This is a genomic window from uncultured Castellaniella sp., assembly GCF_937988725.1.
In the GTDB taxonomy this organism is placed as follows: Bacteria; Pseudomonadota; Gammaproteobacteria; order Burkholderiales; family Burkholderiaceae_B; genus Castellaniella.
Genome location: NZ_CALKHS010000010.1, coordinates 761,770 through 786,798 on the forward strand (window position 1 = coordinate 761,770; position 25,029 = coordinate 786,798).

Genomic DNA, 25,029 nt, shown 5'->3' on the forward strand with positions numbered 1-25,029 from the left:
CCTGGTCCGCAGTCCCGTTGCCACCGACATCAACGCCTGCGAATACCGCCTGACCGCCGCCGGCAAAGAGTTGCGGCCCATTGTGGAGGCGGCTGGCGCATGGGGGCAGCGTTGGGTGACGACCGAGGCGACGCTGCTACTGGCTGGTCGCCGAAAAGGGCCGGGAGGCCGATCTGTGCACCATTGACCCGGGATACGAAGTGGATCTCTATATATCCACGGACCTGCGCACGCTGACCGAAGTATGGCTCGGCTATACAAGCATCGCCCAGGCGCGCAAGACGGGCCGCCTGGCCCTCACGGGCGACAAGCGGCTTGCAGGCACCTTCGATGCCTGGTTCGCCTTGAGCCCCATGGCCAAGATCAAGAAATTGGCCGGCGGCGCGGGGACGGTCCTCCCCTCCGCCTAAAACCCATACTCCAGCAGGCCCCCTTGTTGAAGGCTGTGACCACCTCCCACGACATGGGCAGGCCTAACGTGGAGAATCCGGCATGTCGTACACGCCAGCGAACTGACGTGCGAACACGGCTGGCGCGACATCTGCCAGGGCCGAATGGGGTCGAAAATGATTGTAATCCTGTCCCCAATTTTCAAGCTTCTGATGCGCGTCTTCGAGCATGTAACGCGCACACGTCTCTCTCCCGGCCGATTCTCTACATGCGGAAGATCGCTTCCAGATCGGGCTCGGCCAAGTCGGTATCGAGCCTGAGACTTTCTTCGATGTGATCCAAATGGTTAGCCATGAGTAACTGGGCGCCTTCCAGGTCGCGCGACTCGATCGCATCGATCATCTGGCCGTGCTCATCCGCGCGGCAGCTGGTGGGCACGGGAGCGTTGTAAAGGCAGATGGCCAGACAGGTCAGTACGGTCAGCTGACGCATGTTGCTCGCCATCACCGAATTGCCGGCCAATTCCGCGAGCAACCGATGAAAATCTCCCGCCAGACGTATGACTTTCGGGTTATCACCGAGTGCGCGCGCTTGAATTTCAAGCTGCTGATGGGCGCGCAGAATTGCAATTTTTTCCGCCGTCAAGGTTTCGATGAGGCGCTTGAGTATTGCAGGCTCCATGATGCGGCGCAACTCGAAAACATCTCTGGCCTGCTCGACCGAGGGTTGCGCGATAAAGGCGCCTCGTTGCGATATCTGTTCGACGACCATTTCATTAGCGAGCCTGGCAAGCGCTTCACGCACACGTGTTCGACTGCATCCAAAGATCGCAGCCAGCCGGCTCTCCGCGAGCTTGGTGCCAGGGCGCAGCCTGTATTCCAAAACAGCCACATAGACCTTCTGGTAGATTTCGTCGGTAGATAAAGAGTTCTGCTGCTCGGTTCGCGCACGCTGTTTCGCCGCGATTTTTTGCCTGGAGACGCCAGCCCCAAGCACAGTAGAGCTCGAATTCATCACTTCTTCGCTTCCTCTGGGGCCGCTGAAACAGGTTAGTTTTCTGAATGATGATAATAAAGTCCGCTATGGCCCACCATAAATCGCGGGAACCAATCAGTAAGCAAAAGCGGGAGGCTTCCAGCCCAGGCGAGCCTCCAGGAAAGAGGCAATCTCGAGCAGCCTGCTGTCCGTGTGGGACCTTGTGGCCAGTTGACAGCCCACCGGAATTCCCAAGTCATCAAGGCCACACGGTATGCTGATGGCAGGCTGGCCGGACACGTTGAATGGCACGGTCAATCGCGTATAGGCAGCCAGGTGCCTTTCCGGCACCATGTCTACCATCTTGACGGGGGACAAGGCCAGCGTGGGAGAACATATCACATCAATGCCATGCGTATCGAATACAGCATCAATAAGGTGCAGCATCCCTGCGCGCTCCGTGCGCATGGTCTCGGCAAGCTCGCTCCCCACATCCGCCCCACCCTTCAGGAACTTCAGAGAGTCCGGGTGATACAACATTGGAGACTCCTCAATCCAGCGCTTGTGTCCTCCATAGGCTTCGTAAAGTCCCAGCATGTGGTGAATCGACGCGCTGCGATAGAGTTCGGGAATATCAAATTCCACGATTACGGCTCCGGCATCTGCGAAGATGTCCAGGCAGCGCTTAACGAGTTTCCCGATGTCTGCCTGAATATCCTTAAAAAAGTAGGACGGGCACCCAACCCTCAAACCCTTGATGTCATCCAGGCGTGGCGGGACCGGCTGGTTTGTCGTCACCGAAAAAATCAACTGGGCGTCGTAGACGGAACGCGTGATCCAGCCCAGATGAGTGAACGACCCGGCGCCAGGGAAGACGCCCTCATTGTCGAGCAGTTTGTAGGTGGGTTTCAGTCCGACCAAGCCGTTGATCGCCGCCGGTTTTCGTATTGACCCCGCACCATCCGTCCCGATGGCGGCCAACGAGCTGCCGACTGACACGGAAACGGCACCGCCGACCGTCGAGCCACCCGCGTAATACTCAGGCGCCCAGGCGGATCGGGTGATCGGCTCATTCATGCCAAACCCAAACTCGTGCGTGCGGTGTTTTCCCAGGATTATCGCTCCCGAATCACGCAAACACTTGACGATCCGCGCATCCCGAAGCGCCATGTGCCCCTTGAACAACTCGGAACCGGCTTCAGTCGGCATGTCGAATGTGCTGATCAGGTCTTTAACACCAATTGGTATGCCATGGCACGGCCCCAGAAACCGCTCGCTCCGAATCAGCTCATCGGCCTTGCGTGCTGCCGCCAAGGCAATTTCCGGGCAGAGATATGCATACGCATTGACGTCCTTCTCTGAATTCCGCGCTCGTTGCAGCACAGCCTCTGTCAATTCCACGGCGCTGATAGAACGTTCCCTCAGAGCCCGAGCGGCGGATTCGATGGTGATCGTGTCCAGGTTCAGTTCTGACATCTGTAAAACCTCACGTGAGTGCTCAAACCCGCGTGTGCGAACTGTGACATGACCTCTTCAGTCCGCACCGAATCAAGGCAAGATTCATTGACAAGCAAGAAAACTCACGCGCGCAAGTCCCCGAGCGCAGAGTGAGCCGCCCTTTTCTCGCCAAAGGGGCGAAAATTTTGGAAATCCCAATCACGGCCCGGCACAGAGGAAAGTAAATTTTTCGTATATTCATGCCTTGGAACCGAGAGGACTGCATCAGACTTCCCCGCCTCTACGATTCGGCCATTTTGCATGACAATGATTGAGTCGCAAATTTCCGCCGCAACTCTGAGGTCATGGGTTATGAAGAGTATTGCGATTCCAGTGCGCTCCCTGACCTGTTTCAATAGTTGCAGCACTTGCGCCTGGACGGATACATCAAGCGCTGACACTGCCTCATCTGCGATGAGAATACTAGGTTCCATGACTACGGCCCTCGCCAGGCACAGCCGTTGCCTTTGTCCTCCGGAAAATTCATGTGGAAACCGATTCAGGATAGAATCGTCCAAGCCGACCAGTTTCAGAACATCGGATATTTTCGACAGTGCGTCCTGCCTAGAAACACCGTAATTCAGCAAGCCTTCTATCAAAGACTTGCCGATTCTCTGTCTCGGATTCAGAGACCGATATGGATCCTGAAAGACGATCTGGATATCCGGCCGTATTGCTCGCAAGCGCGATTTGGGCAAGCGGGCAATATTCGTGGATTTCACAAAAATATCACCTTTACTGGGATCCAGCAGTCGGACAAGACAACGCGCAACCGTGGATTTCCCCGAACCGGACTCACCAACTATTCCCATTATTTCATTGCTATGCAAGGTCAGGGAGACCTCCGAAACGGCTCTTACCGATCGGCCTGCGCCAAAGAGAGACACAGAACGATATGTCTTCGACAGCTCGGAAACACGCAACCGAACGCTCTCGGATGTAATTGTACGGCCCTTGGCAACGAGGCCGGGCACCGACTCCAGCAGCATTTTGGTATAGCCGTCAGTAGGTGACGAAAGTATCGACAATCGCGAGCCCATCTCGACCTGGCGCCCTTTACACATTACCAGAATGTTATCGGCGACATCGGAAACCACGCCAAAATCATGGGTGATGAACAAGACGCAAGTACCTTGATCGTGTTGCAATTCCTTGATAAGGGACAGAATTTGTTTTTGAGTCGTGACATCAAGCGCTGTCGTAGGCTCATCGGCGATCAGCAGCTTGGGCTTCAGGATCAAGGCCATGGCAATCATGACACGCTGCCTTTGGCCACCAGAGAGTTGATGCGGATATGAATTAAAGATCAGCACTGGATCCGGCAGGTGGACAGACTCCAGCATCGCGAGTACCTGCGCCCTACGTTGACGCCTGTCGAGTCCGGTGTTTCGTGCCAGCACTTCCTCAACCTGCGATCCTATGCGTTGCACAGGGTTCAGAGCGGTCATTGGTTCCTGAAAGATCATCGACATGACCGTCGAGCGCATCTTGCGCAATGTGGGTGCAGGAGCCTTAATTACACTTTCTCCCACGACCCGGATTTCCCCGCCCGTCACTTCCAGCGCCCCTCGCGGCAGCAGGCCCATGATTGCAAGGGCGGTAAGGGATTTTCCCGACCCAGATTCGCCGACGATACACAGCGTCTCACCGGCACTGACACTGAAGGACGTCCCATCCACGAGGCTACGCGCGGCATGACGCGTAGTTGCTATATGGAGATTCTCTACCCCGAGGATGAGATCATGGGTCATTGGAATTGGCACCAACGTGAGATTTCATATTTCTGATGCATCACCAGCATCAGATCTTTCTAGCCATCTTTGGGTCGAGTCCATCACGCAGTATATCCCCCAATATATTGATACTTAATACAGCCAATGAAAGAAAAACCCCTGGAAACAGTATCAGCCCAGGGCGCAGCATGAAATACGCACGACCATCGGCCATGATATTTCCCCACGAAGCGACTTCGGGTGGTATGCCTGCACCGAGAAAACTCAGCGCTGCCTCCGTAAGCATCGCGGTGGCGAATATATACGTGCCCTGCACTATCAGTGCAGGAATAGCGTTCGGAATCATATGCCGATACATAATGGTAAACGCCCTGGTCCCCAGAGTCTCCGCAACCTCCACGTAAGGCTCCGAACGTACGCTGAGCATTATGCTGCGTGCCAATCTGGTGACTCGCGGGACTTCAGGTATAGTTACGGCGACCAATACCGTCACTAGGCTGGCGCCCGACAGAGCCACCAAAGCGATAGCCAGAAGAATTCCGGGTATGGCCATGATCCCATCCATGACGCTCATGATCAAACCGTCCAGCCTCCTGAAATATCCAGCCAAGACGCCTAGTGTCAGCCCCGTGCAGATGGCCATGGCTGCAGCGATAAAACCGATCGACAGCGAGATACGTGATCCGTAGACCACTCTGGAAAACAAGTCTCTTCCATAGCCATCCGTGCCGAACCAATGTTCACTACCGACCGGCATCAGCCTGGCGAACGGGTCAATGAACTTGGGGTCGAATCGAGCAATGGCTGGTGAAAAAACCGCAACCGCGACCAGCACCAACAGAGTCATCACGGCCAGGAAAGTTGGCACGCCTCGAAAGGCCTTTCGCAACTGAGATTGTTCTGCTAGTTGTAATTCAGCCATGCCGTTCATCCTGTACCGCCATGCTCTCGAAATTCACGAAGTTCGTCAGTATTGAATTCTTGGGTCGATTAAGGAATAGATCACATCCGTCACCAGATTGATCAGGACATATACCATCGAAGAAAGAATCAATACGGCCTGAATGACTGGATAATCCCGAGCCAGCACTGCATCGACCACCAGGCGCCCGAGCCCTGGTATATTGAAAACACTCTCTGTGATTACAACCCCGCCAAGCAGTAAGCCCACTGTGACACCGATTATAGTGACAATTGGCACCGCTGCATTTCCCATCGCGTGCTTGAACAGTATCACACTTTCGGGCAATCCCTTTGCACGGGCGGTTCTTATATAATCCTCATTCAGCACTTCCAGAATACTGGTGCGCACTATGCGCGCAATGAGCGCAATATAAATGGTGCTCAACCCTGCCACCGGCAAGATTATATGCTTCAGAAAAGGGAGCAGGCCATCACCAAGCGGCACGTATCCCTGCACCGGGAGCCACCGAAGAGTCATCGAGAACAGCAATATCAACAAGTATTCTGTAATGAATACAGGGACTGAGAACCCAGTAACCGACGCTGCCATTATCAATCGGTCAATTATGGCACCCTGCTTCCATGCCGCGAGTGCGCCAATTGGTATGGCAAGCAGGATCGAAAACAGGATCGTGGTGACGCATATTGCCACCGTTGCGCCAAACCGATCGAGGATCAGGCCTGCCACGGGTTGGTTTGAAATCAATGACTTGCCAAAATCGCCATGCAGCACAGAACCCGACCAGATCGTAAACTGTTCGAGCATGGGCCTGTCGAGCCCCAGTGACTTTCGTATTTGCTCGATTTGCTCAACGGTGGCCCCATCTCCTGCAATGATCGTCGCGGGATCCCCCGGAGCCACCCTGAGCATGGCGAAAACGATGATCGACACGATAAGAATTACGCTTACCGTACTGATGAGTTTTCTGATTATGAAGCGATACATTGGATCGTATCAATCTGATTTCTTGATGTTCCAGAAGACCAGTGCATAGGTTTCAAGAACGCCCTGCAGCTTGGCCGATACGGCAAGGGGCAGTGAAATCTGGCCAAGAGGCAAGATGACCCCGTTGCTCAACACTTTCTCCTGAATTTCATCCGCGAGCGCCTTTTGCTCGGCTGGGTCCGACGACCTCGCGAATTTATTACGCAACTGTTCTATTTCTGGAATATCCGGCCAACCAAACCAAGATTTGCTTCCATTCGCAGGTATCGTGAAGGCGCTTAATGGAGAACGAGCATCCACAACTCCGATACCCGTCGTGAACATGTTCCACCCACCGTCAGCCGGACTGGCCTTGGACGTTCTGCGATTGTTCACACTTTGCCAATCCATGGATTGCATGTCGACCTTGAAACCTGCCTGGCGTAATTCCTGAGCAATGACCGGAGCCGATTTCGAAAAGGCGCCCACATCCGTAGGATGCAACAGAACAATCGGTGTCCCGTCATACCCGGAGCTCGCGAGAATTTCCTTGGCCTTCGCAATGTTTCCCCTTCCGAACTCGCCGCTGCCAGCAGTACTCGCGTATTGGTTGCCGCAACCGTAGACGGTATAGCAGGTTTCATAATATTTTGGATTTCCCACCATGGCCTGCAGAACATCTTTCTGATTCACGGCCATCATTGCAGCTTGACGCACCTTATTGTTGTCAAATGGCGGCTGTAGGAAATTGAATCGTGCAATCGGCTGCTGGTCCAGCTGGTGGGCCGTTATGACCTTGATGTCTTTGTTTTGCTCCAGCATCGGAAGAAAATCGTAATCTGTCCGTTCTATCAGGTCCACTTCCTTGTTGACCAGTGCATTTATGGCTGTCATGCTGTCAGGCATCCCAATCCACTTCACTTCATCAACGTAGACCACCTTACCGCCCGCCAATCCGCTCGGCTTTTCCGGCCTGGGCACATATTTCTTGTTTTTAGCGAATACCGCCTGTATCCCGGGGCAAAACTCTTCTTTGACGAACTTGAAGGGTCCTGAACCTATGGTTTCAGTGATCTGCTTGTCTGCCGGTGTTTTGGCTACTCTTTCCGGCATCATGAAGGCAGGCACGCCGCTTGGCTTGGACAAGCCGCGCAAGGCGATGTCAGTCGGGACCTTGAACCGCATTTGCCATGATTGCCCATCAAGCTTCGTCATGCTCTCCATCAAGCTGTCCATGATCTGGCCGGTCTTGTCCAGTATGGCCCATCTTTTGATTGAGGCAATGCAGTCATCTGAAGTCACCGGAGTATCGTCCGTCCACAGAAGGCCTTTACGCAAGGTCATTGTGTATGTCCGACCATCATCGGAAACTTTCCAGTGATCAAGCATCTGCGGCTGTATCTTGCCGTCCGCGTCCAGCGCGAGCAGCGTGTCATAGATCATGTAGCCGAAATTTCTGATGAAATACGCCGGCGTGATGATTGGATCCAGCGATTTCAGCGGTGATTCGGGCACGACTGTAATCGTTGTTGCCACACTGGTCGCAGGGCAGAGAGACACCATGATCGGTGCTGCGCTCAGGCAGGAGATTACAAGCAATTTCCTAGCCCAGCTGGACGTGGTTTTCATATGAGCTCCTTCATCTACTGGCTTCGTCGGCACGTCGACGAAGCGGATCGATAGCAAGAGGCGGATTACGAAAATCTGAAAATTTCGTATACCGTCATGTAATTTCTCATAGACAACGATTCCGATTGTAGTCGTGGACACTGTTGTTGACACTAATGCAGCTATAGGTGTTTACACTGATACAATCCGAATTGGCTATTGGGGCTTATATTGCGGCGCGACACGCCGCCACGCGGACACTCAGGATCCTGCTCAAGACAGCGAAGGACGGAGTGCGGCGGCAATCAAGGGGCGGGATATCGGCGGCCACTGGGGAATTGATGGGAACGAACAGAGGTGTACTCAATCACTTTTGACCGCACATCACTCATTTCACAAGGCCATGTAGACCGCATGGACGGCCTCTTTTCCATATCTGCGTTCCAGTCGGCGGACGATGAAATGTCCACGCGCCACATCCTGGAAGTGGTCGATGAACAGTGTATTGATCAGCGCGCCCCCGGCGGTGCCCAGCGCAGGAACTGCCTGGGCGGCGACCTTTTCAGCGACCTGGATGCCGAAGCGGTCGGCGATAACGGCAATCAGGCGGACCATGGCGGGCGCCGCCGCCTTGTCAGCCGCCACCTTGGCGCCCAGGTAATTAATCGGCCGCCTGGCCGACGGCCCGCGCCAGGGCCACGCGTACGGCGTAGTAGCCGCTTTCGGCGGCATCGTCGGCATCCGCCCGGCCGCCCATGGCGAAGGCCATCAGGCAGGCTTGGCGCGTGCCGGCATCCCGCAGCGATTCGCCCTCTCCGCGGGCGATGGCCGCAATGGAGCGCATCATCAAGGTCGTCGAAATCGGCAGTTCCACGGTCAGGCCGGCGATCCCGAAGAAGCCCCCCACTCCGCCACTGAGCGCCGCGCCCCATTTGTGCCACCGGTCGCTGCTGCTGCCGCCCGGGACATCCTCCAAGGTGAAGATGGCCGCATCGGCCACCTTGCTCAATGCCACCCGGGCCACGCCGGCAATCCGGCCGCGCCAGCCGGCGGGCAGCATATCCAGCCCCTTTTCGATCGGCATGCCGATCAGTCTCGTCCCTCCGGCCGCGAAGAGGATCAGGCCCGATACCGACACAATATGCTCAAGGCCTTCGAGCATGCCGGATCATGCCTTGTTGAGGTCGATTTCCACTCCGCAGCCCGTGTTGCGGGCCTTTTCCAGGATAAGCCTGACGGTGGCGATATCCTGAATCGGGACGCCGACCGAATCAAACACGGTGATCTCGTCGGCGCGCTCCCTGCCCGGTTTCTCACCGATCAGGATCTCGCCAAGCTCGGCGGAAATGTCGGCCTCCGAAATCTCGCGTTGCGCCAATGGAATCAGGATTTCCCCGGAATGGGCCAGCACCGACGCCAAATCATCCACGACGATTCTTGCTCGCTTCATGCCCGCCGAATCGATCTCGCGATGATCGGACCGCGGCGGCGCGCCCACCGCGTTCACGTGCAGGCCTTCGGAAAACCACTCTCCTTGCACCACCGGCTCCAGCGACGGCGTCAATGTGCACAGAATGTCAGAACGGCGAACGACATCGCGCGGACTGTCGCACACGGCCACGCTGAATCCTTGCGCCCGGGCATCCGCGGCAAAGCGCGCCGAGGTGTCAGCCGTGCGGCTCCAGACGAAAACCTCGCGGATGTCTCGCACCAGGGAAATCGCCTCGAGATGCGTTCTCGCCAGATTCCCCGCCCCGATCAATCCCAGCGCATGGCTATCCGGCCGGGACAGCACGCTGCTGGCGACCGCGGACGCCGCCGCCGTCCGGAAGGCCGTCAGGGTGCCGCCGTGAAGTATCGCGTCGCACTTGCCGGTGATCATGTCAATGACCATGATCGTCGATTGCTGGACCGGCAAGCCATTTTTCCCGTTGCCGGGATTGTCCACCAGCAGCTTGGCCACGGCCATGCCGCCCGAGTCGCTCGCGGCGATCATGGGCAGCAGCGCCGCCTTGGACCCTTCGACGGAAAACGTCGGACATAGGTCCTGCATCGCGTGTCCGCGAGCATGCTCCATATGGGCCTGGCGGACAGCCTCGATCACGTCCGGCATGTCCAAAAGCCTGCTGATATCCCCGCGTCCCAACAGCAAAGTCATCTCGGGTCTCCCTCGATTCGGCGATCATCCTTATCCTTGCCCGCCACGATCCTGCCGCCCTTGAAGACCAGGGAACGCGCGGGACGCATGACCACCGCTTCCGCGGCACGGTCCGCCGGGACCAGGACCATGTCCGCATTGCAGCCGACATCGAGCCCGTAATGGTCGATTCCCAGCATCCGCGCACCATTGCGAGTCGCGCAGTCCAACGCCAGGCCTATATCCTCGTCCCTCCTGAGGTCGGAACGGAATGCGACGTGCATGGCGCGCTCGAGCATGTCGCCCGTGCCATATGGAGACCAGAGATCCCGAATGCCGTCATTCCCGCACGCAAGCGTCACCCCGCGATCATGAAAAGCGCGAACGGGCGGAACGGGCAAGCTGAAGAGGGCGGACGTGACAATGGAAATATCCAATTCGGCCAGAGCGTCAAGAACGGCGGATTGCACGGGCCCCGACATTCCCGACCAGCAGAAGGCGTGGCTGATTGCGACCCTTCCGGACATGCCGAAGCTGCGTGTCCTTTCGATAATCCGCCACATTTCCCATATGCCCAGGTCGCCCGGATCATGCAGGTGGATGTCCACCCCGATATTCGCCTCACACGCGATTCGGAAGATGGCATCGAGATGGCCGCCGGGATCGCGATCCAGCCCCGCCGGATCCACGCCTCCGATCGCCGAGACCATTCCGCTTCTGGCGGCTTCCCTGAGCAGTTCTTCGGTTCCGGGCCTCGCGACAATCCCTTGCTGCGGGAACGCCACCTGCTGGACATCAATGGCGCCCTCCAGCAGTCGCGTTGCTTCCCGCACCATTTCGATGCCACGCAAACCAATGTCCGGATCCACATCCGTGTGCGTTCTGATGTGCGTCGTCCCGCAACTGGACATTTGCCTGAGCAGCGCAAGGGTCCTTTCCATGGAAGGATAACCGACCTCAAAACGGCGGTCGCGCTCGTTGGCGATTCGCTCGGCGACGGAGGGGCCCGCAGAGTGTGGAACCCACTCGCCGCCCCAGAGCGTCTTGTCGACGTGGCAATGGCTGTCGACAAGACCCGGCAGGAGCAACTCCCCTTTCCCGTCGATCCTCGGCACGCCTGGATCAATGGCGGAATGCTTGCCTATGGACTGGATGACTCCGCCACCCACCCTGACATCCAGCGCATCGCGATGTCCATCGAGGCGGACATTGCTCAGGACAAAATCCATTTCATCCCCTGAAACACTCATATGAATTCCCATCCTTCATCTATATCGCGTTTTATCGCGGCCAGCATGCAAAGCGACGCTACTTCAACCGGCCGGAAAGAATTTCCACCCCGCGCATATTCACCGGACGTTCCACAGCCCCGCCCTTCTCCATGACGACGCTGAGCAAGCAAGATATTGCGAAGTTGGCAACGAGCGCCACCAGACCCGAGTTGATGTTTCCAATATTCGTGTCGCTGAAATAAAACCAGGCAACGATCGCGCATCCCACGATCATGCCGACGCACAATGCGCCCGACTTGAGGCCGCGGAAGAACATGACGCCAAACCAGGCGGGCACCAGCTGTGTCGTCAACGCCAGCGCAAGCGTGAGAAACGTCAGCATGATCGACGAAGCAAACGTCGATAACGCGGCGGTGATGATCAGAAATGCCGCCATGACCATATTGAGACTACGAGAGGTCTCCGCCTCTTTCATGGACGGGCACAGGTTCCGGCTGAAGACGCCGGCAAACATCAAGGAATTTCCAGCCAGAACAATCAGCGCCGCCAGGCCGGCCCCGGCCGCGATCAGGCCGACGATCCAGGGCGGAGCGAGATCCCTCACCACGACCAGGAACACGCGATCCGCTTTCGCCAAGTTCGGAGCATGGCCCACGCCGTAATAAGCGACGAAGACCAGCAGCGGATACATCAGCATGTACAACGGCATCCATATCACGGACTTCTTGATCGAAGACTCGGACTTGGCGGAAAACAGGAATTGCGCAGGAAGCGTCATGTAGAACTGCACGGACTGCACGAAGATCGTCGTCATGGCGAACACGAGCGCGCCGCTGGTCACAGTCCCGAGCTCGGGCTTATGTTGCGAGACCTCGAACACGCCATGGAGGCCGCCCGCCGCGATGACGACTGCGATCCCGGCCAGGACGATGCCAAGAAACATGAACGTGTCCTTGACCACGGTCACCAGGGCCGTCGAGCGCATTCCAGATGCGAACACGTAGAGGAACGCAATGATCGCCGTCCCCACGACAATTTCCAGGCGCGTGAGCTGAAGCCCAAGCTCGCTCAGGACGACCTGCAGCCCTATGAACTGAAAGATCGCCCACGGGAACAACGCAAGCACGAAGGTGGCTGCGGAAAGTTTCTCAAGAAAACGGCTCCGGTAATGCCCATACATGACATCCGGCACAGTCACCGCGCCATAGGCCTTCCCCGCCCGCCATACCAGAGGCGCCAGAAAATAACCGAATATATAGCCCATCAGGATATATCCGATGAACCATATCCCATATGATGCGCCTTTCGCATATATGCCGCCGGGGAAGCCGAGCATCGTGCCGATACTGTAGATTTCGCCGACCGCCAGGAAGAATATCAGCCAGCTCGGCAGGGACCTTCCCGCAATCAGCGTGCCCAGCGGCGTGCCATCGGCCGCGCCGGATCTGCCAACATACGCGACGAGCACCGATCCCGCAATGATCAGTCCAAACAGGAGGGCAATCATTTTTCATCCCCCTCGATCTTGCGGTAGTGCGCCCGCTCGAAATAATGCCATGACAACCACATGCAAAGCGTCGTCAATGGCAACCAGCAAAATAGCCAGAAAAATACCAACGGTATTCCCAGCACGGTATATTCGTAGCCGCTGATTACCGGGATTCCCACCAATATGGCGATAGCAGGTATGACGGTGGCGATCAGGATGGCCCATTTGCTTCCAATCATTTCCTTGTCTCCTTATGCCTGCCGGACGTCGGGGCTCCGTCCGGGGCATCCTGTCTCATGATCTTCGCACCGCTCGCAAAACCAACCAGGCGGCTCTCGTTGATGATAAGTGTCGGAAGTACCCGCCGGTAGTGCCAATTCGACCCTGGCCGTGGTGCCAGCCCCGCGATGCATCACTCTGGAGAGAAGGCTGCGGTTACAGGGAAATACAGATGTCCTCGCAAGATCGCCCGCTCGACGGCGCCGACATGCCTTCGGCATTGCGATTCGCGCTGCGCAAGCGGCAAGAAACAGCAAACTCAGGAGACAAACACGTGAACAAGACCGATCTGAAAGCTCACCAGGCGGCGCCCAACAGGAACCCGACCGTCCCTGCGAGGGCCATCAGCAGAAAACACACCAGCCATACGGCCGGCCCGACGATGCGCCGCTTGAACTGACTCAGGGAATCGGACACCAGCGCGGCCATCTCCGACCTGGCCAACAGGATCGAATCGTCGGTCTGCCGCTTCAGATGGTCGATCTGCCGGTTCAATTCGCCGGAAAGCCTGTCGATGCCGGCGGCCGCGGCCGCCTCGAAGGACCGCTCGGCGCTCTTGATCGCATCATCGACGTCCTGCTTCAGCTGGGGCCGGTACTCGTCGACAAGGCCCTGGACCGTGGTTTCCAGGGCCCTGCCGAAGTTTTCCGATGTTTCTTTGAAATCGAACATAGACAATATCGCCTGTTTCAGCGGCTTTCCAGAGCCAGGTAGGCCGCATGCACCGCGTCCTCTCCGTACTTGCGTTCCAGCCGGCGGACGATGAAATGTCCACGCGCCACGTCCTGGAAGTGGTCGATGAACAGCGTATTGATCACCGCGCCCCCGGCGGCGCCCAGCGCCGGGACGGCCTGGGCGGCGACCTTTTCCGTGACCTGGATGCCAAAGCGGTCGGCGACGATGGAGATCAGGCGGACCATGGCGGGCGCGGCCGCCTTGTCCGCCGCCACTTTGGCGCCCAGATAATCGGCGGCCTGGCCGACGGCCCGGGCCAGGGCCACGCGCACGGCGTAGTAGCCGCTTTCGGCGGCGTCATCGGCATCCGCCCGGCCGCCCATGGCGAAGACCATCAGGCAGGCCCGCCGGGTATCGGCGTCCCGCAGCGATTCGCCCTCGCTGCGGGCGATGGCCGCGATGGAGCGCATCATCAAGGTCGTCGAAACGGGCAGCTCCACGGCCAGGCCGGCGATGCCGAAGAATCCCCCCACCCCGCCGCTGAGCGCCGCGCCCCATTTGTGCCACTTGTCGCTGCTGCCCCCGCCCGGGACATCCTCCAAGGTGAAGATGGCCGCATCGGCCGCCTTGCTCAGCGCCGTCCTGGTCAGATCGGCGATCCGCCCATGCCAACTGGCGGGCAGCATGCCCAGGCCCTTTTCGATGGGAGCGCCGATCAGGTCGGTCATGCGGGCCGCCAGGCCGGGGTTTTCCAGCAGCCGACGGGCCGCCTTCAGGGCCTCCAGGTCGGCAACGTCCAAGGGCCTATCCATTGCGTCGTTCTGTTCTCGTCGATCCATATGGGCATTGTGCGCCGGATCGCCGGAATTCTCGACAGCGCCGCCACGCCTCTGGTATTGTGATTTGCGCCGCGCAAGCGGAAAAAAACAGCAAACTCAGGAGACAAACACATGAAAAAGACCGCATTGGCGGCCGCGATGGCCGTCTTCGGCCTTGGCGTCAGCCTGCCTTCCCACGCCGCAGGCATCTCGGATGACGTCATCCGCATCGGCTTCATCGCCGACATGTCCGGCGTGTACGCCGACATCGACGGGCAGGCGGGGGCCGACGCCATCCGCATGGCCATCGCCGACATGGGGGGCGAGATCAACGGGAAAAAGATCGAACTGCTGACCGCCGACCACCAGAACAAGGCCGACATCGCCTCGGCCCGCGCCCGCGACTGGTTCGACACCCAGCACATGGACATGCTGATCGGCGGCACCAATTCCGCCACGGCCCTGGCCATGGCCGGCGTAGCCGCTGAAAAGAAAAAACCCTTCATCGCCATCGGCGCAGGCTCGTCCCAGCTGACCAATGAAAAATGCACGCCCTACACCGTGCACTACGCCTACAACACGATGGCGCTGGCCAACGGCACCGGTTCCGCCGTGGTGCGCGAAGGCGGCAAGACCTGGTTCTTCCTGACGGCCGACTACGCCTTCGGCCATTCCCTGGAACAGGACACCGCCAAGGTCGTGAAGAAGGACGGCGGCAAGGTCCTGGGCGCCGTGCGCGCGCCGATCGCCACCTCCGACTTTTCTTCCTTCCTGCTGCAGGCGCAAAGCTCGGGTGCCCAAGTGCTGGGCCTGGCCAACGCGGGCGGCGACTTCATCAATTCCGCCAAGGCCGCCAAGGAATTCGGCATCACCAAGACCATGAAGCTGGCCGGCCTGCTGGTGTTCATCAACGACATCCATTCGCTGGGGCTGGAGAACACCGCGGGGCTGTACCTGACCACGCCCTGGTACTGGAACCAGTCCGACGATTCCCGCGCGTGGTCCAAGCGCTTCTTCGACCAGCACAAGCGCGCGCCCTCGTTCCTGCAGGCGGGCGATTATTCGGTGGCCAAGAACTATCTGGAAGCCGTCAAGGCCACGGGCACTGACGATGGCGACGCCATCATGCAGTACCTGAAGTCCCACAAGATCAACGACATGTTCGTCAAGAACGGCTACGTGCGCAAGGACGGCCTGATGATGCACGACATGTACCTGGCCCAAGTGAAGAAACCCGACCAGTCCAAGGCCCCGTGGGATTACTACAACATCGTGCGCACGCTGCCGGCCGAATCGGTCTATGGACCCGAATCCGAATCGACCTGCGCCCTGCTGAAAGGCTGACCGGAGACCGACATGCTTCAGGCGCGAGAGGACTATGCCCGGACCTGCCAGGATTTTTCCTGGACCATCCCGGCGCACTACAACATCGGCACGGACGTCTGTGACCGATGGGCCGACGGCAGCGGTCGTCTCGCCCTGATCGTGGACCGCGGCGACTCGCCGCCCGACCGATACACTTTCGATCAGCTGAAACGCTGGTCCGACGAACTGGCCCTGGCGCTGCGGGCGCGGGGCGTGGAGCCCGGCGATCGGGTCGGCATCCTGCTGCCCCAGTCGCTGGAAACGGCCCTGTCCCACCTGGCCGTCTACAAGCTCGGGGCCATCGCCGTGCCCCTGTTCACGCTGTTCGGCACCGATGCCCTGCAATACCGGCTGGGCAATTCCGGCGCGCGGGCGCTGGTCACCCACACGGAAGGCATGGGCAAGATCGCGGCCATCCGGGACGCATTGCCGGAACTGCGCTGCGTGCTGAACATCGACGCCGCGCGGCAGGACGAGAACGCCTTCTGGGGCGCCATCGAATCCCAGCAGGGCAATGTCCTGACGCCGCACGACACCCTGGCCGACGACCCGGCGGTGATCATCTACACCTCGGGCACGACCGGCAAACCCAAGGGCGCGCTGCACGCCCACCGCATGCTGCTGGGGCACCTGCCGGGGGTCGAGATCTCGCACAATTTCTTCCCCGACCGGGCGCGCCTCATGTGGACGCCGGCCGACTGGGCCTGGATCGGCGGCCTGATGGACGTCCTGATGCCCTCATGGCACCACGGTGTCGCCGTCCTGGCGCACCGCTTCGGCAAATTCGACGCCGAACAGGCCTGGCGGCTGATGGCCAGGCACCAGGTCAGCCATACGTTCCTGCCGCCCACCGCCCTCAAGATGCTGCGCGCGCTGGACGCGCCGGAACGATACGGCGCCTTGCGGCTGGTTTCGGTCGCCAGCGGCGGCGAAACGCTGGGCGCCCAGTTGATCGACTGGGGACGCAAGACCCTGGGGGTCACGATCAACGAATTCTACGGGCAGACCGAGTGCAACATGATCGTGTCCTCATGCTCGGCCCTGTTCGAGCCGCGCGCGGGGGCCATGGGCCGGCCGGTGCCCGGCCACGACGTGCGGATCATCGACGAGCGCGGCCAAGTCGTGCCCGACGGCACCGAAGGCCACATCGCCGTGCGCCGCCCGGACCCGGTGATGTTCCTGCAATACTGGGCCAATCCGCGCGCCACCGCCGATGCCTTCATCGGCGAGTTCCTGGTCACCGGGGATCGCGGCATGCGCGACGCGGACGGCTATCTCTGGTTCAAGGGCCGGGGCGACGACGTCATCACCAGCGCGGGCTACCGCATCGGCCCGGGACCGATCGAAGACTGCCTGATCAGCCACCCGGCCGTGCGGATGGCCGCCGTCATCGGGGTTCCCGACCCCGAGCGCACCGAAATCGTCAAGGCCTGCATCGTGCTGAAGGAAGGCTTCCAGCCCAGCGCCGCGCTGATCGCCGAAATTCAGGACCACGTCCGGCGGCGCGCCGCCGCCCACGAATACCCGCGCCTGATCGAGTTCATGGACGCGCTGCCCATGACGACCACCGGCAAGGTGATCCGCAAGGCGCTGCGCGACCTGCACCAGCAGCACCCGGCCTCATAGGCCGGCCGCCGGCCCGGGCGTCAGTCCAGCATCAGCCAGACGCCGATGCCGGCGATCAACACGCCGGAGACGCGGTTCATCAGTTGTACGTTGGAGCGGCGGGCCAGCAGGGCGCGGGCGACCGAGCCGCCCATGGCATACAGGATCAGGCAGCACAGTTCCATGCTGAGGATGATGGCCAGCAGCAGGCTCAGCTGCGGGGCCATCGGCTGGTCGAAATTCAGGAAGGGCGGCAACAGGGCGATGAAAAAGGCCCAGCCCTTGGGATTGGCGATGGCCGTCACCAGCCCCTGCGTGGCCAGTTGCAGGCGGCGCGGGGCACGCGCACCATCGGCCACTTCGGGAATGGCCAGCGAACCCCTGGAGCGCCACATCTCGATGCCCAGCCACACCAGATAGGCGCCGCCGCCCAATTTGAAGGCGGTGAAGAGCGGCGGGTACTGCAGCAGCACGGTGGCCACGCCCAGCACGGACGCCGCCGCGACGGTGCCCACGCCGACCAGTTCCCCCACCCACATCCAGGCGGTGCGCCGCACGCCGACGGTCATCCCCAGGCTGAGCGAGAGCATCATGCACATGCCCGGCGTCAGCGACACCAGAAAAAAGGTCAGCAGAAAGAGCGAGAACGTCGCCGAAGTCATGGTGGAAATGGCCTTTGAATCCGCGCCCGCGCACATGGGGCCGCGGGGATCCGCAACGAAACCGTCGTGCGGGAAATGCAGGCCGGTCCAGGATGCGTTAGTGTACTGCTGCCGCCCAACCCCCGACATCGGATTGACGCCATGACACGACACAGCCATACCCCCGCCTCGCTCGACACCCTGATCCGGCGCCACGAAGCCAGCTGGCTGGCATACTGCCGGCATGATTTCGTGCGCCAGCTGGCGGCGGGCGCCCTGCCGGCCGCGGCGTTCCGCCACTACCTGAAGCAGGATTACCTGTTCCTGATCCATTTCGCCCGCGCCTGGGGGCTGGCGGTCTACAAGAGCCGCGACATCGGCGAACTGCGCCAGGGCTGCGACAGCCTGAAAGCCATCGTCGACCTGGAAATGCAGCTGCACGTGGACTACTGCCGGCAATGGGGCATCCCCGAAACGGAACTGGCGGAACTGCCCGAAGCGACCCAGACCATGGCCTACACCCGCTACGTGCTGGACGCCGGCCTGCGCGGCGACCTCCTGGACCTGCACGTGGCGCTGGCGCCCTGCCTGATCGGCTATGCGGACATCGCCCTGTGGCTGCGCGACCAGCCCTTCACGGTCCAGGGGGCCGGGAATCCCTACGCCTCCTGGCTGGACATGTACGCCGGCGAAGAATTCCAGGCGGCCGCCGACCAAGAGCGCCGCTGGCTGGACGCGCGCCTGGCGGAGCAGTCCCCGCGCCGGCTGGACGAACTGGCTCGCCTCTTCCATGACGCCACCCGCCTGGAAATCGATTTCTGGCAGATGGGGCTGGACGCCGCCTGACAGCCAATTGAACGCGAGGCCGACGCGCAAGGGACACACTGATAAAATCGTCGGTTCGACTTTTCCCCGCGACCCGGAACCCGCCCCGCCATCATGCACACCGCCCACCAGAACCTCATCGAATCCGCCTGGGAAGACCGGGCATCCCTGCGTCCCGGCCAGCCGCCCGCCGACCTGAGCCAGGCCATCGAACAGACCCTGGCGGGCCTGGACGACGGATCCCTGCGCGTCGCGGAAAAGATCGACGGCCAATGGCAGGTCCACCAGTGGGTCAAGAAGGCCGTGCTGCTGTCCTTCCGGCTGTCGGACAACCGGGTGATGGGCCAGTCCCCCCAGCTGTACTACGACAAGGTGCCCCTGAAATTCCAGGACTATTCCCCGGCCGACTTCCAGCAGGCGGGTTTCCGGGTCGTCCCCACGGCCACGGTGCGGCGCGGCGCCTACATCGGCCCCGACGTGGTCCTGATGCCGTCCTACGTGAACATCGGCGCCCGCGTAGGCGAAGGCACGATGGTGGACACCTGGGCTACGGTGGGATCGTGCGCCCAGATCGGCAGCCACGTGCACCTGTCGGGCGGCGTGGGCATCGGCGGCGTGCTGGAACCCCTGCAGGCCGGTCCGACCATCATCGAGGACAACTGCTTCATCGGCGCCCGTTCGGAAATCGTCGAAGGCGTGATCATCGAGGAGAATTCCGTCCTGGCCATGGGCGTCTTCATCTCGCAGAGCACGAAGATCTACGACCGCGCCACGGGCGAGGTCCATTACGGCCGGGTGCCGTCCGGCTCCGTCGTGGTGCCGGGCTCCCTGCCCTCCGCGGACGGCAGCCACAGCCTGGCCTGCGCGGTGATCGTCAAGCGCGTCGACGCCCGCACGCGCGCCAAGACCAGCATCAACGAGCTGCTGAGGGCCTGAGCCATGGCCGATGCCGACGTCCGCGCGCTGACCCGCGCCCTGATCGCCCGCCCCTCGGTCACGCCGGACGACGCCGGCTGCCAGGACCTGATCGCCGAGCGGCTGCGGCCCCTGGGATTCTCCTGCGAAGCCCTGCCCAGCGGCGGCGTCAGCAATCTGTGGGCGCGGCGCGGCGCGGCGAGGCCCCTGCTGGTCTTCGCCGGCCACACCGACGTCGTACCGCCCGGCCCCGAGGCCGCCTGGCCCAGCCCCCCGTTCGAACCGACCGAAACCGAAGGCATGCTGGTGGGCCGCGGCGCCGCCGACATGAAGACGTCCGTGGCGGCGTTCGTGGTGGCCGCCGAGGAATTCATCGCCGCCCACCCGAAGCATGCCGGCTCCATCGCCCTGCTGCTGACTTCGGACGAGGAAGGCCCCGCCACCGACGGCACCGTGCACGTCTGCCGCGTGCTGGAAGCCCGGGACGAAAAGCCGGACTACTGCATCGTCGGCGAGCCCACCTCGGCCAACCGCCTGGGCGACACGATCAAGAACGGGCGCCGAGGCTCGATGTCGGCCCGCATCACCGTGCGCGGCGTCCAGGGGCACGTCGCCTACCCGCACCTGGCCCGCAACCCGATTCACGAACTGGCCCCCGCCCTGGCGGAACTGACCGCGATCCGCTGGGACGAAGGCAACGACTATTTTCCCCCCACGACCTTCCAGGTCTCGAACCTGCACGCGGGCACGGGCGCCGGCAACGTGATTCCCGGCATCGCCGCCATCGACTGCAATTTCCGCTTCTCGACGGCCAGCACCCCGGACGACCTGCAGGCCCGGCTCATCGCCGTCCTGGACCGCCACGGCCTGGACTACGACATCGCCTGGACCATCAGCGGACTGCCCTTCCTGACGCCGCAGGGCCCCCTGTGCGCTGCGCTACAATCGGCCATCTCGGACGAGACCGGCGCGCGGGCGGAACTGTCGACCACCGGCGGCACGTCCGATGGCCGCTTCATCGCCCGCCTGTGCCCTCAGGTCGTCGAATTCGGCCCCCTGAACCGGACCATCCACCAGGTGGGCGAATGCCTGCCCCTGGACAATCTGGTCCCCTTGAAGAACATTTACCGCAGGGTCCTGGAAACGCTGCTGCCCGACACGGAACGCGGCTGATCCGCGCCGCGCCGGCCCGGCCCCTGCTCCACCGGAACGCACCCGTCCAACCATGGCTTCTCCCCACACCGAACTGCTGACCCTGCGCGATCTGCTGCGCTGGGCCGTGACCCGCTTTCGCGGCGCCAACCTGGTCTTCGGCCATGGCAGCGACAATGCCTGGGACGAAGCCGTCTACCTGCTGCTGCACACCCTGCACCTGCCGCTGGACACCCTGGAGCCCTTCCTGGATGCCCGGCTGCTGGAGCGCGAGCGTCTGCGCTGCGTCGACCTGATCCACGAACGCGTCACCTCGCGCAAGCCCGCCGCCTACCTGACGGGCGAGGCCTGGCTGCAGGGCGAGCGCTTCCTGGTGGACGAGCGCGTCATCGTGCCGCGCTCCCCGATCGCCGAACTGCTGGCCGAACAGCTGACGCCCTGGATCGAAGATCCCGACGCCGTGACATACGTGCTGGACCTGTGCACCGGCTCGGGTTGCCTGGCGATCCTGGCGGCCCTGGCCTTCGATTCCGCCCAGGTCGACGCGGTCGACCTCTCGCCCGACGCCCTGGCGGTGGCCCAGTCCAACATCGCCCTGCACGAACTGCAGGGTCGCGTGCAGGCGCTGCGCAGCGACCTGTTCGCGCAGATCCCGGCCGATCGCCGCTACGACCTGATCGTCTGCAACCCGCCCTACGTCAACAGCCAGGCGATGACGGCCCTGCCGCCCGAATACCGGCACGAGCCGCGCATGGCCCTGGCCGGCGGCGCGGACGGCATGGACCTGGTGCGCCGCATCCTGGACAAGGCCCCCGACCATCTGACGCCCGACGGCCTGCTGGTCCTGGAAATCGGCCACGAACAGGCGCACTTCCAGGCGGCGTTCCCGGATCTGGATCCCATCTGGCTGAGCACCGAGACCGCCAGCGACCAGATCCTGCTGCTGCGCCGCGCGCAGCTGGCGGCGTGATCCGCGCATCCGGCCTGACCCTGCGGCGCGGCGTCAAGGTCCTGCTGGAAGACGCCGAATTCGTCGTGCATCCGGGCGAGCGCGTGGGCTTCGTCGGCAAGAACGGCGCCGGGAAATCGTCGCTCTTCGCGCTGCTGCAAGGCCAGATCGACCCGGACTCCGGATCGTTGGACATTCCCGCTGCCTGGCGGCTGGCCAGCGTCGAGCAGATCCTGCACGACACGGACCGCGCCGCCCGCGAATTCGTCATCGACGGCGACCGCCACCTGCGCGACCTGCAGGCGCGGCGGGCCGCCCTGGATCCCGACCAGGGCCAGCAGATCGCCGAGCTGGAATCCGCCCTGGTCGAAGCCGAGGCCTGGAGCGCCCCGTCGCGCGCCGAACAACTGCTGGCCGGCCTGGGCTTCGCACCCGACGAATGGGCGCGGCCGGTGGCCAGTTTTTCCGGCGGCTGGCAGATGCGCATCGCACTGGCCCGCGCGCTGATGGCGCCGTCGGACCTGCTGTTGCTGGACGAGCCCACCAACCACCTGGACCTGGACGCCATGCTGTGGCTGGAACGCTGGCTGGGCGGCTACCCGGGCACCGTCCTGCTGATTTCCCACGACACGGAGTTCCTGAACGCGGTCGCCCGCGTCATCCTGCACTTCGAGAACGGCAAGCTGGTCCGCTACAAGGGCGGCTACGAAGACTTCCTGGAACAGCGGGCCGAACGCCTGCGCCAGAACCAGTTGGCCCGCCAGAAACAGGCCCGGGAAACCGCCCACCTCCAGTCCTTCATCGACCGCTTCAAGGCCAAGGCCAGCAAGGCCAAACAGGCGCAAAGCCGCGTCAAGGCCCTGGCCCGCATGCAGACCCTGGCCCCCCTGGCCGTGGAATCCGGCATCGACATCCGCCTGCCCGATCCCGTGCAGACCCCGGACGTGCTGCTGCGCCTGGAAGACGCCGCCCTGGGCTACGCCGGCCCGACCGGCGGCGAACCGCGCACCATCCTGAAAGACGTCAGCCTGATGGTGCGCGGCGGCAGCCGCATCGGCATCCTGGGCGTGAACGGCGCGGGCAAGAGCACCCTGGTCAAGACCCTGGCCCGGGAACTGGCCCCGCTGGCCGGCCAGGTCCAGCCCGCCAAGGGCCTGGAAATCGGCTATTTCGCCCAACAGCAGCTGGACGTCCTGGACCCCGAATCCAGCCCGCTGCAGCACTTCGCCCGCATCGCCCCCGACACCCGGGAACAGGAACTGCGCAACATGCTGGGCGGCTTCGGCTTCGGCGGCGACATGGTCAACCAGCCCGTGGCCCCCTTCTCGGGCGGCGAAAAAGCGCGGCTGGCCCTGGCCCTGATCGTCTGGCGCAAGCCCAACCTGCTGCTGTTGGACGAACCCAGCAACCACCTGGACGTGGACACCCGCGAAGCCCTGGCCCGCGCCCTGGCCGAATTCCCCGGCAGCGTCCTGCTGGTCTCGCACGACCGCCACCTGCTGCGCACCACCGTCGACACCTTCTGGATCGTCGCGGACGGCGGCATCCAGCCCTTCGACGGCGACCTGGAAGACTACCGCGACTGGCTGCAGCAGCGCCAGACCCAGCAGAACCAGGCCGCCCGCGCCACCGCCGCCCCGACCACCGACCGCAAGACCCAGCGCCGCGAAGAAGCCCAGGCCCGCCAGCAACTGGCCGCCCGCCGCAAGCCGCTGGAAACCCGCCTGAAAAAAGTCGAGGACGCCATGGCCCGCGCCCAGACCCGGCTGGCCGAACTGGACGCCCTGATCGCCGACCCCGCCTTCTACACGGATGCGCATAAGGACACGCGCCCCGCCCTCTTGGCCGAACACGGCGAACTCAGCAAGACCCTGCAGTCCGCCGAAGAGGAATGGCTGGACATCCAGACGGAAATCGAAGCGCTCTAAGCGCTCTGCCAGCGTCAAGGACATGACTGTCCTTGAGGCAAACGCCGCCATCGGGAGCCGCCCGCCAAAGCGCAGCCAGAGCACCGCCACAATCCTCGTCAATCGCCGTAGCGAGGGGGCTGCGGGGGCTGTTGGAGCTCACTCGTCCACCTCCGGCGCAGCCGCCAAATCGCGACCGGTCCCCGCAGCCCCCTCGCCACGGCGATGAGCTCCCACCCATGAGCTCCCACCCATGAGCTCCCACCCACGAGCTCCCACCCACGAGCTCCCCCACACGCCCTCTATATTCCAAATCTGAATAATTTAATATTCTTATAGTCGTTCGCTATTAGAACCCGGCTCCATAGAATGAACAGGTCTAAACCTAGCCCACTTCATTCACCATGAGCCGTCTCCCCATCCAGTCCGTCGAATCCGCCCCCGCCGAAGCCCAGGAACGCCTGCGCTCCGCCGAAAAAGCCAGCGGCTTCCTGCCCAACCTCCTGGGCGTCCTCGCCAACGCCCCCACCGCCCTGGAAACCTACCAGGTCGTCGGCGCCATCAACGGCCGCAACAGCCTCACCCCCACCGAACGCGAAATCGTCCAGATCACTGCCGCCACCTATAACGGCTGCGGCTTCTGCGTCGCCGGCCACACCAAGATCGCCGCCAAGAAACTGCAGCTGCCCCAGGAATTCATCGACGCCCTGCGCGGCACCCAGGCCCTGTCCGATCCCAAACTGAACGCCCTGGCCCAGTTCACCCTGCAGGTGCTGGAACACCGCGGCCAGGTCGACGACCGGGCCCTGGCCGACCTGCGGGCCGCGGGCTACACCGACGCCCAGGCCCTGGACGTGGTCCTGGGCGTCAGCCTGGCCACCCTGTGCAACTACGCCAACAATCTGGCCCGCACCCCCATCAACCCGGAACTCCAGGCCTACGCCTGAAC

General features: G+C 61.7%; 25 protein-coding genes and 1 pseudogene. 10 read left to right on the forward strand and 16 right to left on the reverse strand.

Going from position 1 to position 25,029, the window contains the following annotated elements:
- Positions 1 to 49: 49 nt before the first annotated feature.
- Together Q0263_RS14035 and Q0263_RS14040 are read left to right on the forward strand one after the other, a co-directional pair.
- Positions 50 to 187: a hypothetical protein gene (locus tag Q0263_RS14035; RefSeq protein WP_298019119.1), complete on the forward strand. Its 138-nt coding sequence runs from the start codon at positions 50 to 52 to the stop codon at positions 185 to 187.
- Between the two features lie 13 nt (positions 188 to 200).
- The gene (locus tag Q0263_RS14040; RefSeq protein WP_298017375.1) at positions 201 to 410 is read left to right on the forward strand and encodes a hypothetical protein; all 210 of its coding nucleotides are present in this window, start codon (positions 201 to 203) and stop codon (positions 408 to 410) included.
- A 63-nt stretch (positions 411 to 473) separates the two neighbouring features.
- Here Q0263_RS14040 and Q0263_RS14045 read toward each other — a convergent pair.
- The 15 genes and pseudogenes from Q0263_RS14045 to Q0263_RS14115 all read right to left on the reverse strand — a co-directional run.
- A pseudogene (locus Q0263_RS14045) lies at positions 474 to 617 on the reverse strand (integrase core domain-containing protein); the annotation flags it as partial.
- Between the two features lie 37 nt (positions 618 to 654).
- Entirely contained in the window at positions 655 to 1,404 is a 750-nt protein-coding gene (locus tag Q0263_RS14050; RefSeq protein ID WP_298017377.1) for a GntR family transcriptional regulator, read from the reverse strand.
- A 96-nt stretch (positions 1,405 to 1,500) separates the two neighbouring features.
- Complete coding sequence (locus Q0263_RS14055; RefSeq protein WP_298017379.1) at positions 1,501 to 2,841, reverse strand: amidase; 1,341 nt, start codon at positions 2,839 to 2,841, stop codon at positions 1,501 to 1,503.
- Positions 2,842 to 2,945: 104 nt separating this feature from the next.
- On the reverse strand, positions 2,946 to 4,613 hold the full coding sequence (locus Q0263_RS14060) for an ABC transporter ATP-binding protein (protein ID WP_298017382.1): 1,668 nt from the start codon (positions 4,611 to 4,613) through the stop codon (positions 2,946 to 2,948).
- Between the two features lie 49 nt (positions 4,614 to 4,662).
- Complete coding sequence (locus Q0263_RS14065; RefSeq protein WP_298017385.1) at positions 4,663 to 5,517, reverse strand: ABC transporter permease; 855 nt, start codon at positions 5,515 to 5,517, stop codon at positions 4,663 to 4,665.
- Between the two features lie 45 nt (positions 5,518 to 5,562).
- On the reverse strand, positions 5,563 to 6,504 hold the full coding sequence (locus Q0263_RS14070) for an ABC transporter permease (RefSeq protein WP_298017388.1): 942 nt from the start codon (positions 6,502 to 6,504) through the stop codon (positions 5,563 to 5,565).
- A gap of 9 nt (positions 6,505 to 6,513) precedes the next feature.
- On the reverse strand, positions 6,514 to 8,112 hold the full coding sequence (locus Q0263_RS14075) for an ABC transporter substrate-binding protein (RefSeq protein ID WP_298017392.1): 1,599 nt from the start codon (positions 8,110 to 8,112) through the stop codon (positions 6,514 to 6,516).
- A gap of 372 nt (positions 8,113 to 8,484) precedes the next feature.
- The gene (locus Q0263_RS14080; RefSeq protein ID WP_366140713.1) at positions 8,485 to 8,832 is read right to left on the reverse strand and encodes an EcsC family protein; all 348 of its coding nucleotides are present in this window, start codon (positions 8,830 to 8,832) and stop codon (positions 8,485 to 8,487) included.
- A complete protein-coding gene (locus Q0263_RS14085) occupies positions 8,753 to 9,253 on the reverse strand; it encodes an EcsC family protein (protein WP_298017397.1) in 501 nt (166 codons plus the stop codon). The genes Q0263_RS14080 and Q0263_RS14085 overlap by 80 nt, the downstream gene beginning before the upstream one ends.
- Positions 9,254 to 9,259: 6 nt before the next feature.
- Positions 9,260 to 10,249, reverse strand: a complete 990-nt coding sequence (locus Q0263_RS14090; RefSeq protein ID WP_298017400.1) for an ornithine cyclodeaminase family protein — start codon at positions 10,247 to 10,249, stop codon at positions 9,260 to 9,262.
- Complete coding sequence (locus Q0263_RS14095; RefSeq protein WP_298017403.1) at positions 10,246 to 11,457, reverse strand: amidohydrolase; 1,212 nt, start codon at positions 11,455 to 11,457, stop codon at positions 10,246 to 10,248. Before Q0263_RS14095 ends, Q0263_RS14090 begins: the two co-directional genes overlap by 4 nt.
- Before the next feature lie 79 nt (positions 11,458 to 11,536).
- Entirely contained in the window at positions 11,537 to 12,967 is a 1,431-nt protein-coding gene (locus Q0263_RS14100; RefSeq protein ID WP_298017406.1) for a hypothetical protein, read from the reverse strand.
- Positions 12,964 to 13,188, reverse strand: a complete 225-nt coding sequence (locus Q0263_RS14105; RefSeq protein ID WP_298017408.1) for a DUF3311 domain-containing protein — start codon at positions 13,186 to 13,188, stop codon at positions 12,964 to 12,966. Before Q0263_RS14105 ends, Q0263_RS14100 begins: the two co-directional genes overlap by 4 nt.
- A 337-nt stretch (positions 13,189 to 13,525) precedes the next feature.
- Positions 13,526 to 13,900: a hypothetical protein gene (locus tag Q0263_RS14110; protein ID WP_298017411.1), complete on the reverse strand. Its 375-nt coding sequence runs from the start codon at positions 13,898 to 13,900 to the stop codon at positions 13,526 to 13,528.
- 17 nt (positions 13,901 to 13,917) lie between these two features.
- Positions 13,918 to 14,703 (reverse strand): EcsC family protein, encoded by a 786-nt coding sequence (locus tag Q0263_RS14115; protein WP_298017413.1) that lies wholly within the window; start codon positions 14,701 to 14,703, stop codon positions 13,918 to 13,920.
- A 150-nt stretch (positions 14,704 to 14,853) separates the two neighbouring features.
- Between Q0263_RS14115 and Q0263_RS14120 the strand changes: the two genes are divergently transcribed.
- Complete coding sequence (locus Q0263_RS14120) at positions 14,854 to 16,065, forward strand: ABC transporter substrate-binding protein (RefSeq protein WP_298017416.1); 1,212 nt, start codon at positions 14,854 to 14,856, stop codon at positions 16,063 to 16,065.
- A 12-nt stretch (positions 16,066 to 16,077) separates the two neighbouring features.
- Positions 16,078 to 17,712 (forward strand): acyl-CoA synthetase, encoded by a 1,635-nt coding sequence (locus Q0263_RS14125; RefSeq protein ID WP_298017419.1) that lies wholly within the window; start codon positions 16,078 to 16,080, stop codon positions 17,710 to 17,712.
- 20 nt (positions 17,713 to 17,732) lie between these two features.
- On the opposite strand, the gene Q0263_RS14130 is transcribed toward Q0263_RS14125, so the two are convergent.
- A complete protein-coding gene (locus Q0263_RS14130) occupies positions 17,733 to 18,353 on the reverse strand; it encodes a LysE family translocator (RefSeq protein WP_298017422.1) in 621 nt (206 codons plus the stop codon).
- A 141-nt stretch (positions 18,354 to 18,494) separates the two neighbouring features.
- Between Q0263_RS14130 and tenA the strand changes: the two genes are divergently transcribed.
- The 6 genes from tenA (at position 18,495) to Q0263_RS14160 (ending at position 25,027) form a co-directional block, all read left to right on the forward strand.
- Positions 18,495 to 19,178, forward strand: a complete 684-nt coding sequence (gene tenA, locus Q0263_RS14135) for a thiaminase II (protein ID WP_298017425.1) — start codon at positions 18,495 to 18,497, stop codon at positions 19,176 to 19,178.
- A 93-nt stretch (positions 19,179 to 19,271) separates the two neighbouring features.
- Complete coding sequence (gene dapD, locus Q0263_RS14140; protein ID WP_298017427.1) at positions 19,272 to 20,093, forward strand: 2,3,4,5-tetrahydropyridine-2,6-dicarboxylate N-succinyltransferase; 822 nt, start codon at positions 19,272 to 19,274, stop codon at positions 20,091 to 20,093.
- Positions 20,094 to 20,096: 3 nt separating this feature from the next.
- Positions 20,097 to 21,245 carry a succinyl-diaminopimelate desuccinylase gene (dapE, locus tag Q0263_RS14145; RefSeq protein WP_298017430.1) on the forward strand — a complete coding sequence of 383 codons (1,149 nt, stop codon included), beginning with the start codon at positions 20,097 to 20,099 and terminating at the stop codon, positions 21,243 to 21,245.
- A gap of 52 nt (positions 21,246 to 21,297) precedes the next feature.
- The gene (gene prmB, locus Q0263_RS14150) at positions 21,298 to 22,194 is read left to right on the forward strand and encodes a 50S ribosomal protein L3 N(5)-glutamine methyltransferase (protein ID WP_298017433.1); all 897 of its coding nucleotides are present in this window, start codon (positions 21,298 to 21,300) and stop codon (positions 22,192 to 22,194) included.
- Positions 22,191 to 24,101 carry an ATP-binding cassette domain-containing protein gene (locus Q0263_RS14155; RefSeq protein WP_298017435.1) on the forward strand — a complete coding sequence of 637 codons (1,911 nt, stop codon included), beginning with the start codon at positions 22,191 to 22,193 and terminating at the stop codon, positions 24,099 to 24,101. The genes prmB and Q0263_RS14155 overlap by 4 nt, the downstream gene beginning before the upstream one ends.
- Positions 24,102 to 24,484: 383 nt before the next feature.
- Positions 24,485 to 25,027: a carboxymuconolactone decarboxylase family protein gene (locus Q0263_RS14160; RefSeq protein ID WP_298017438.1), complete on the forward strand. Its 543-nt coding sequence runs from the start codon at positions 24,485 to 24,487 to the stop codon at positions 25,025 to 25,027.
- Positions 25,028 to 25,029 lie beyond the last annotated feature (2 nt).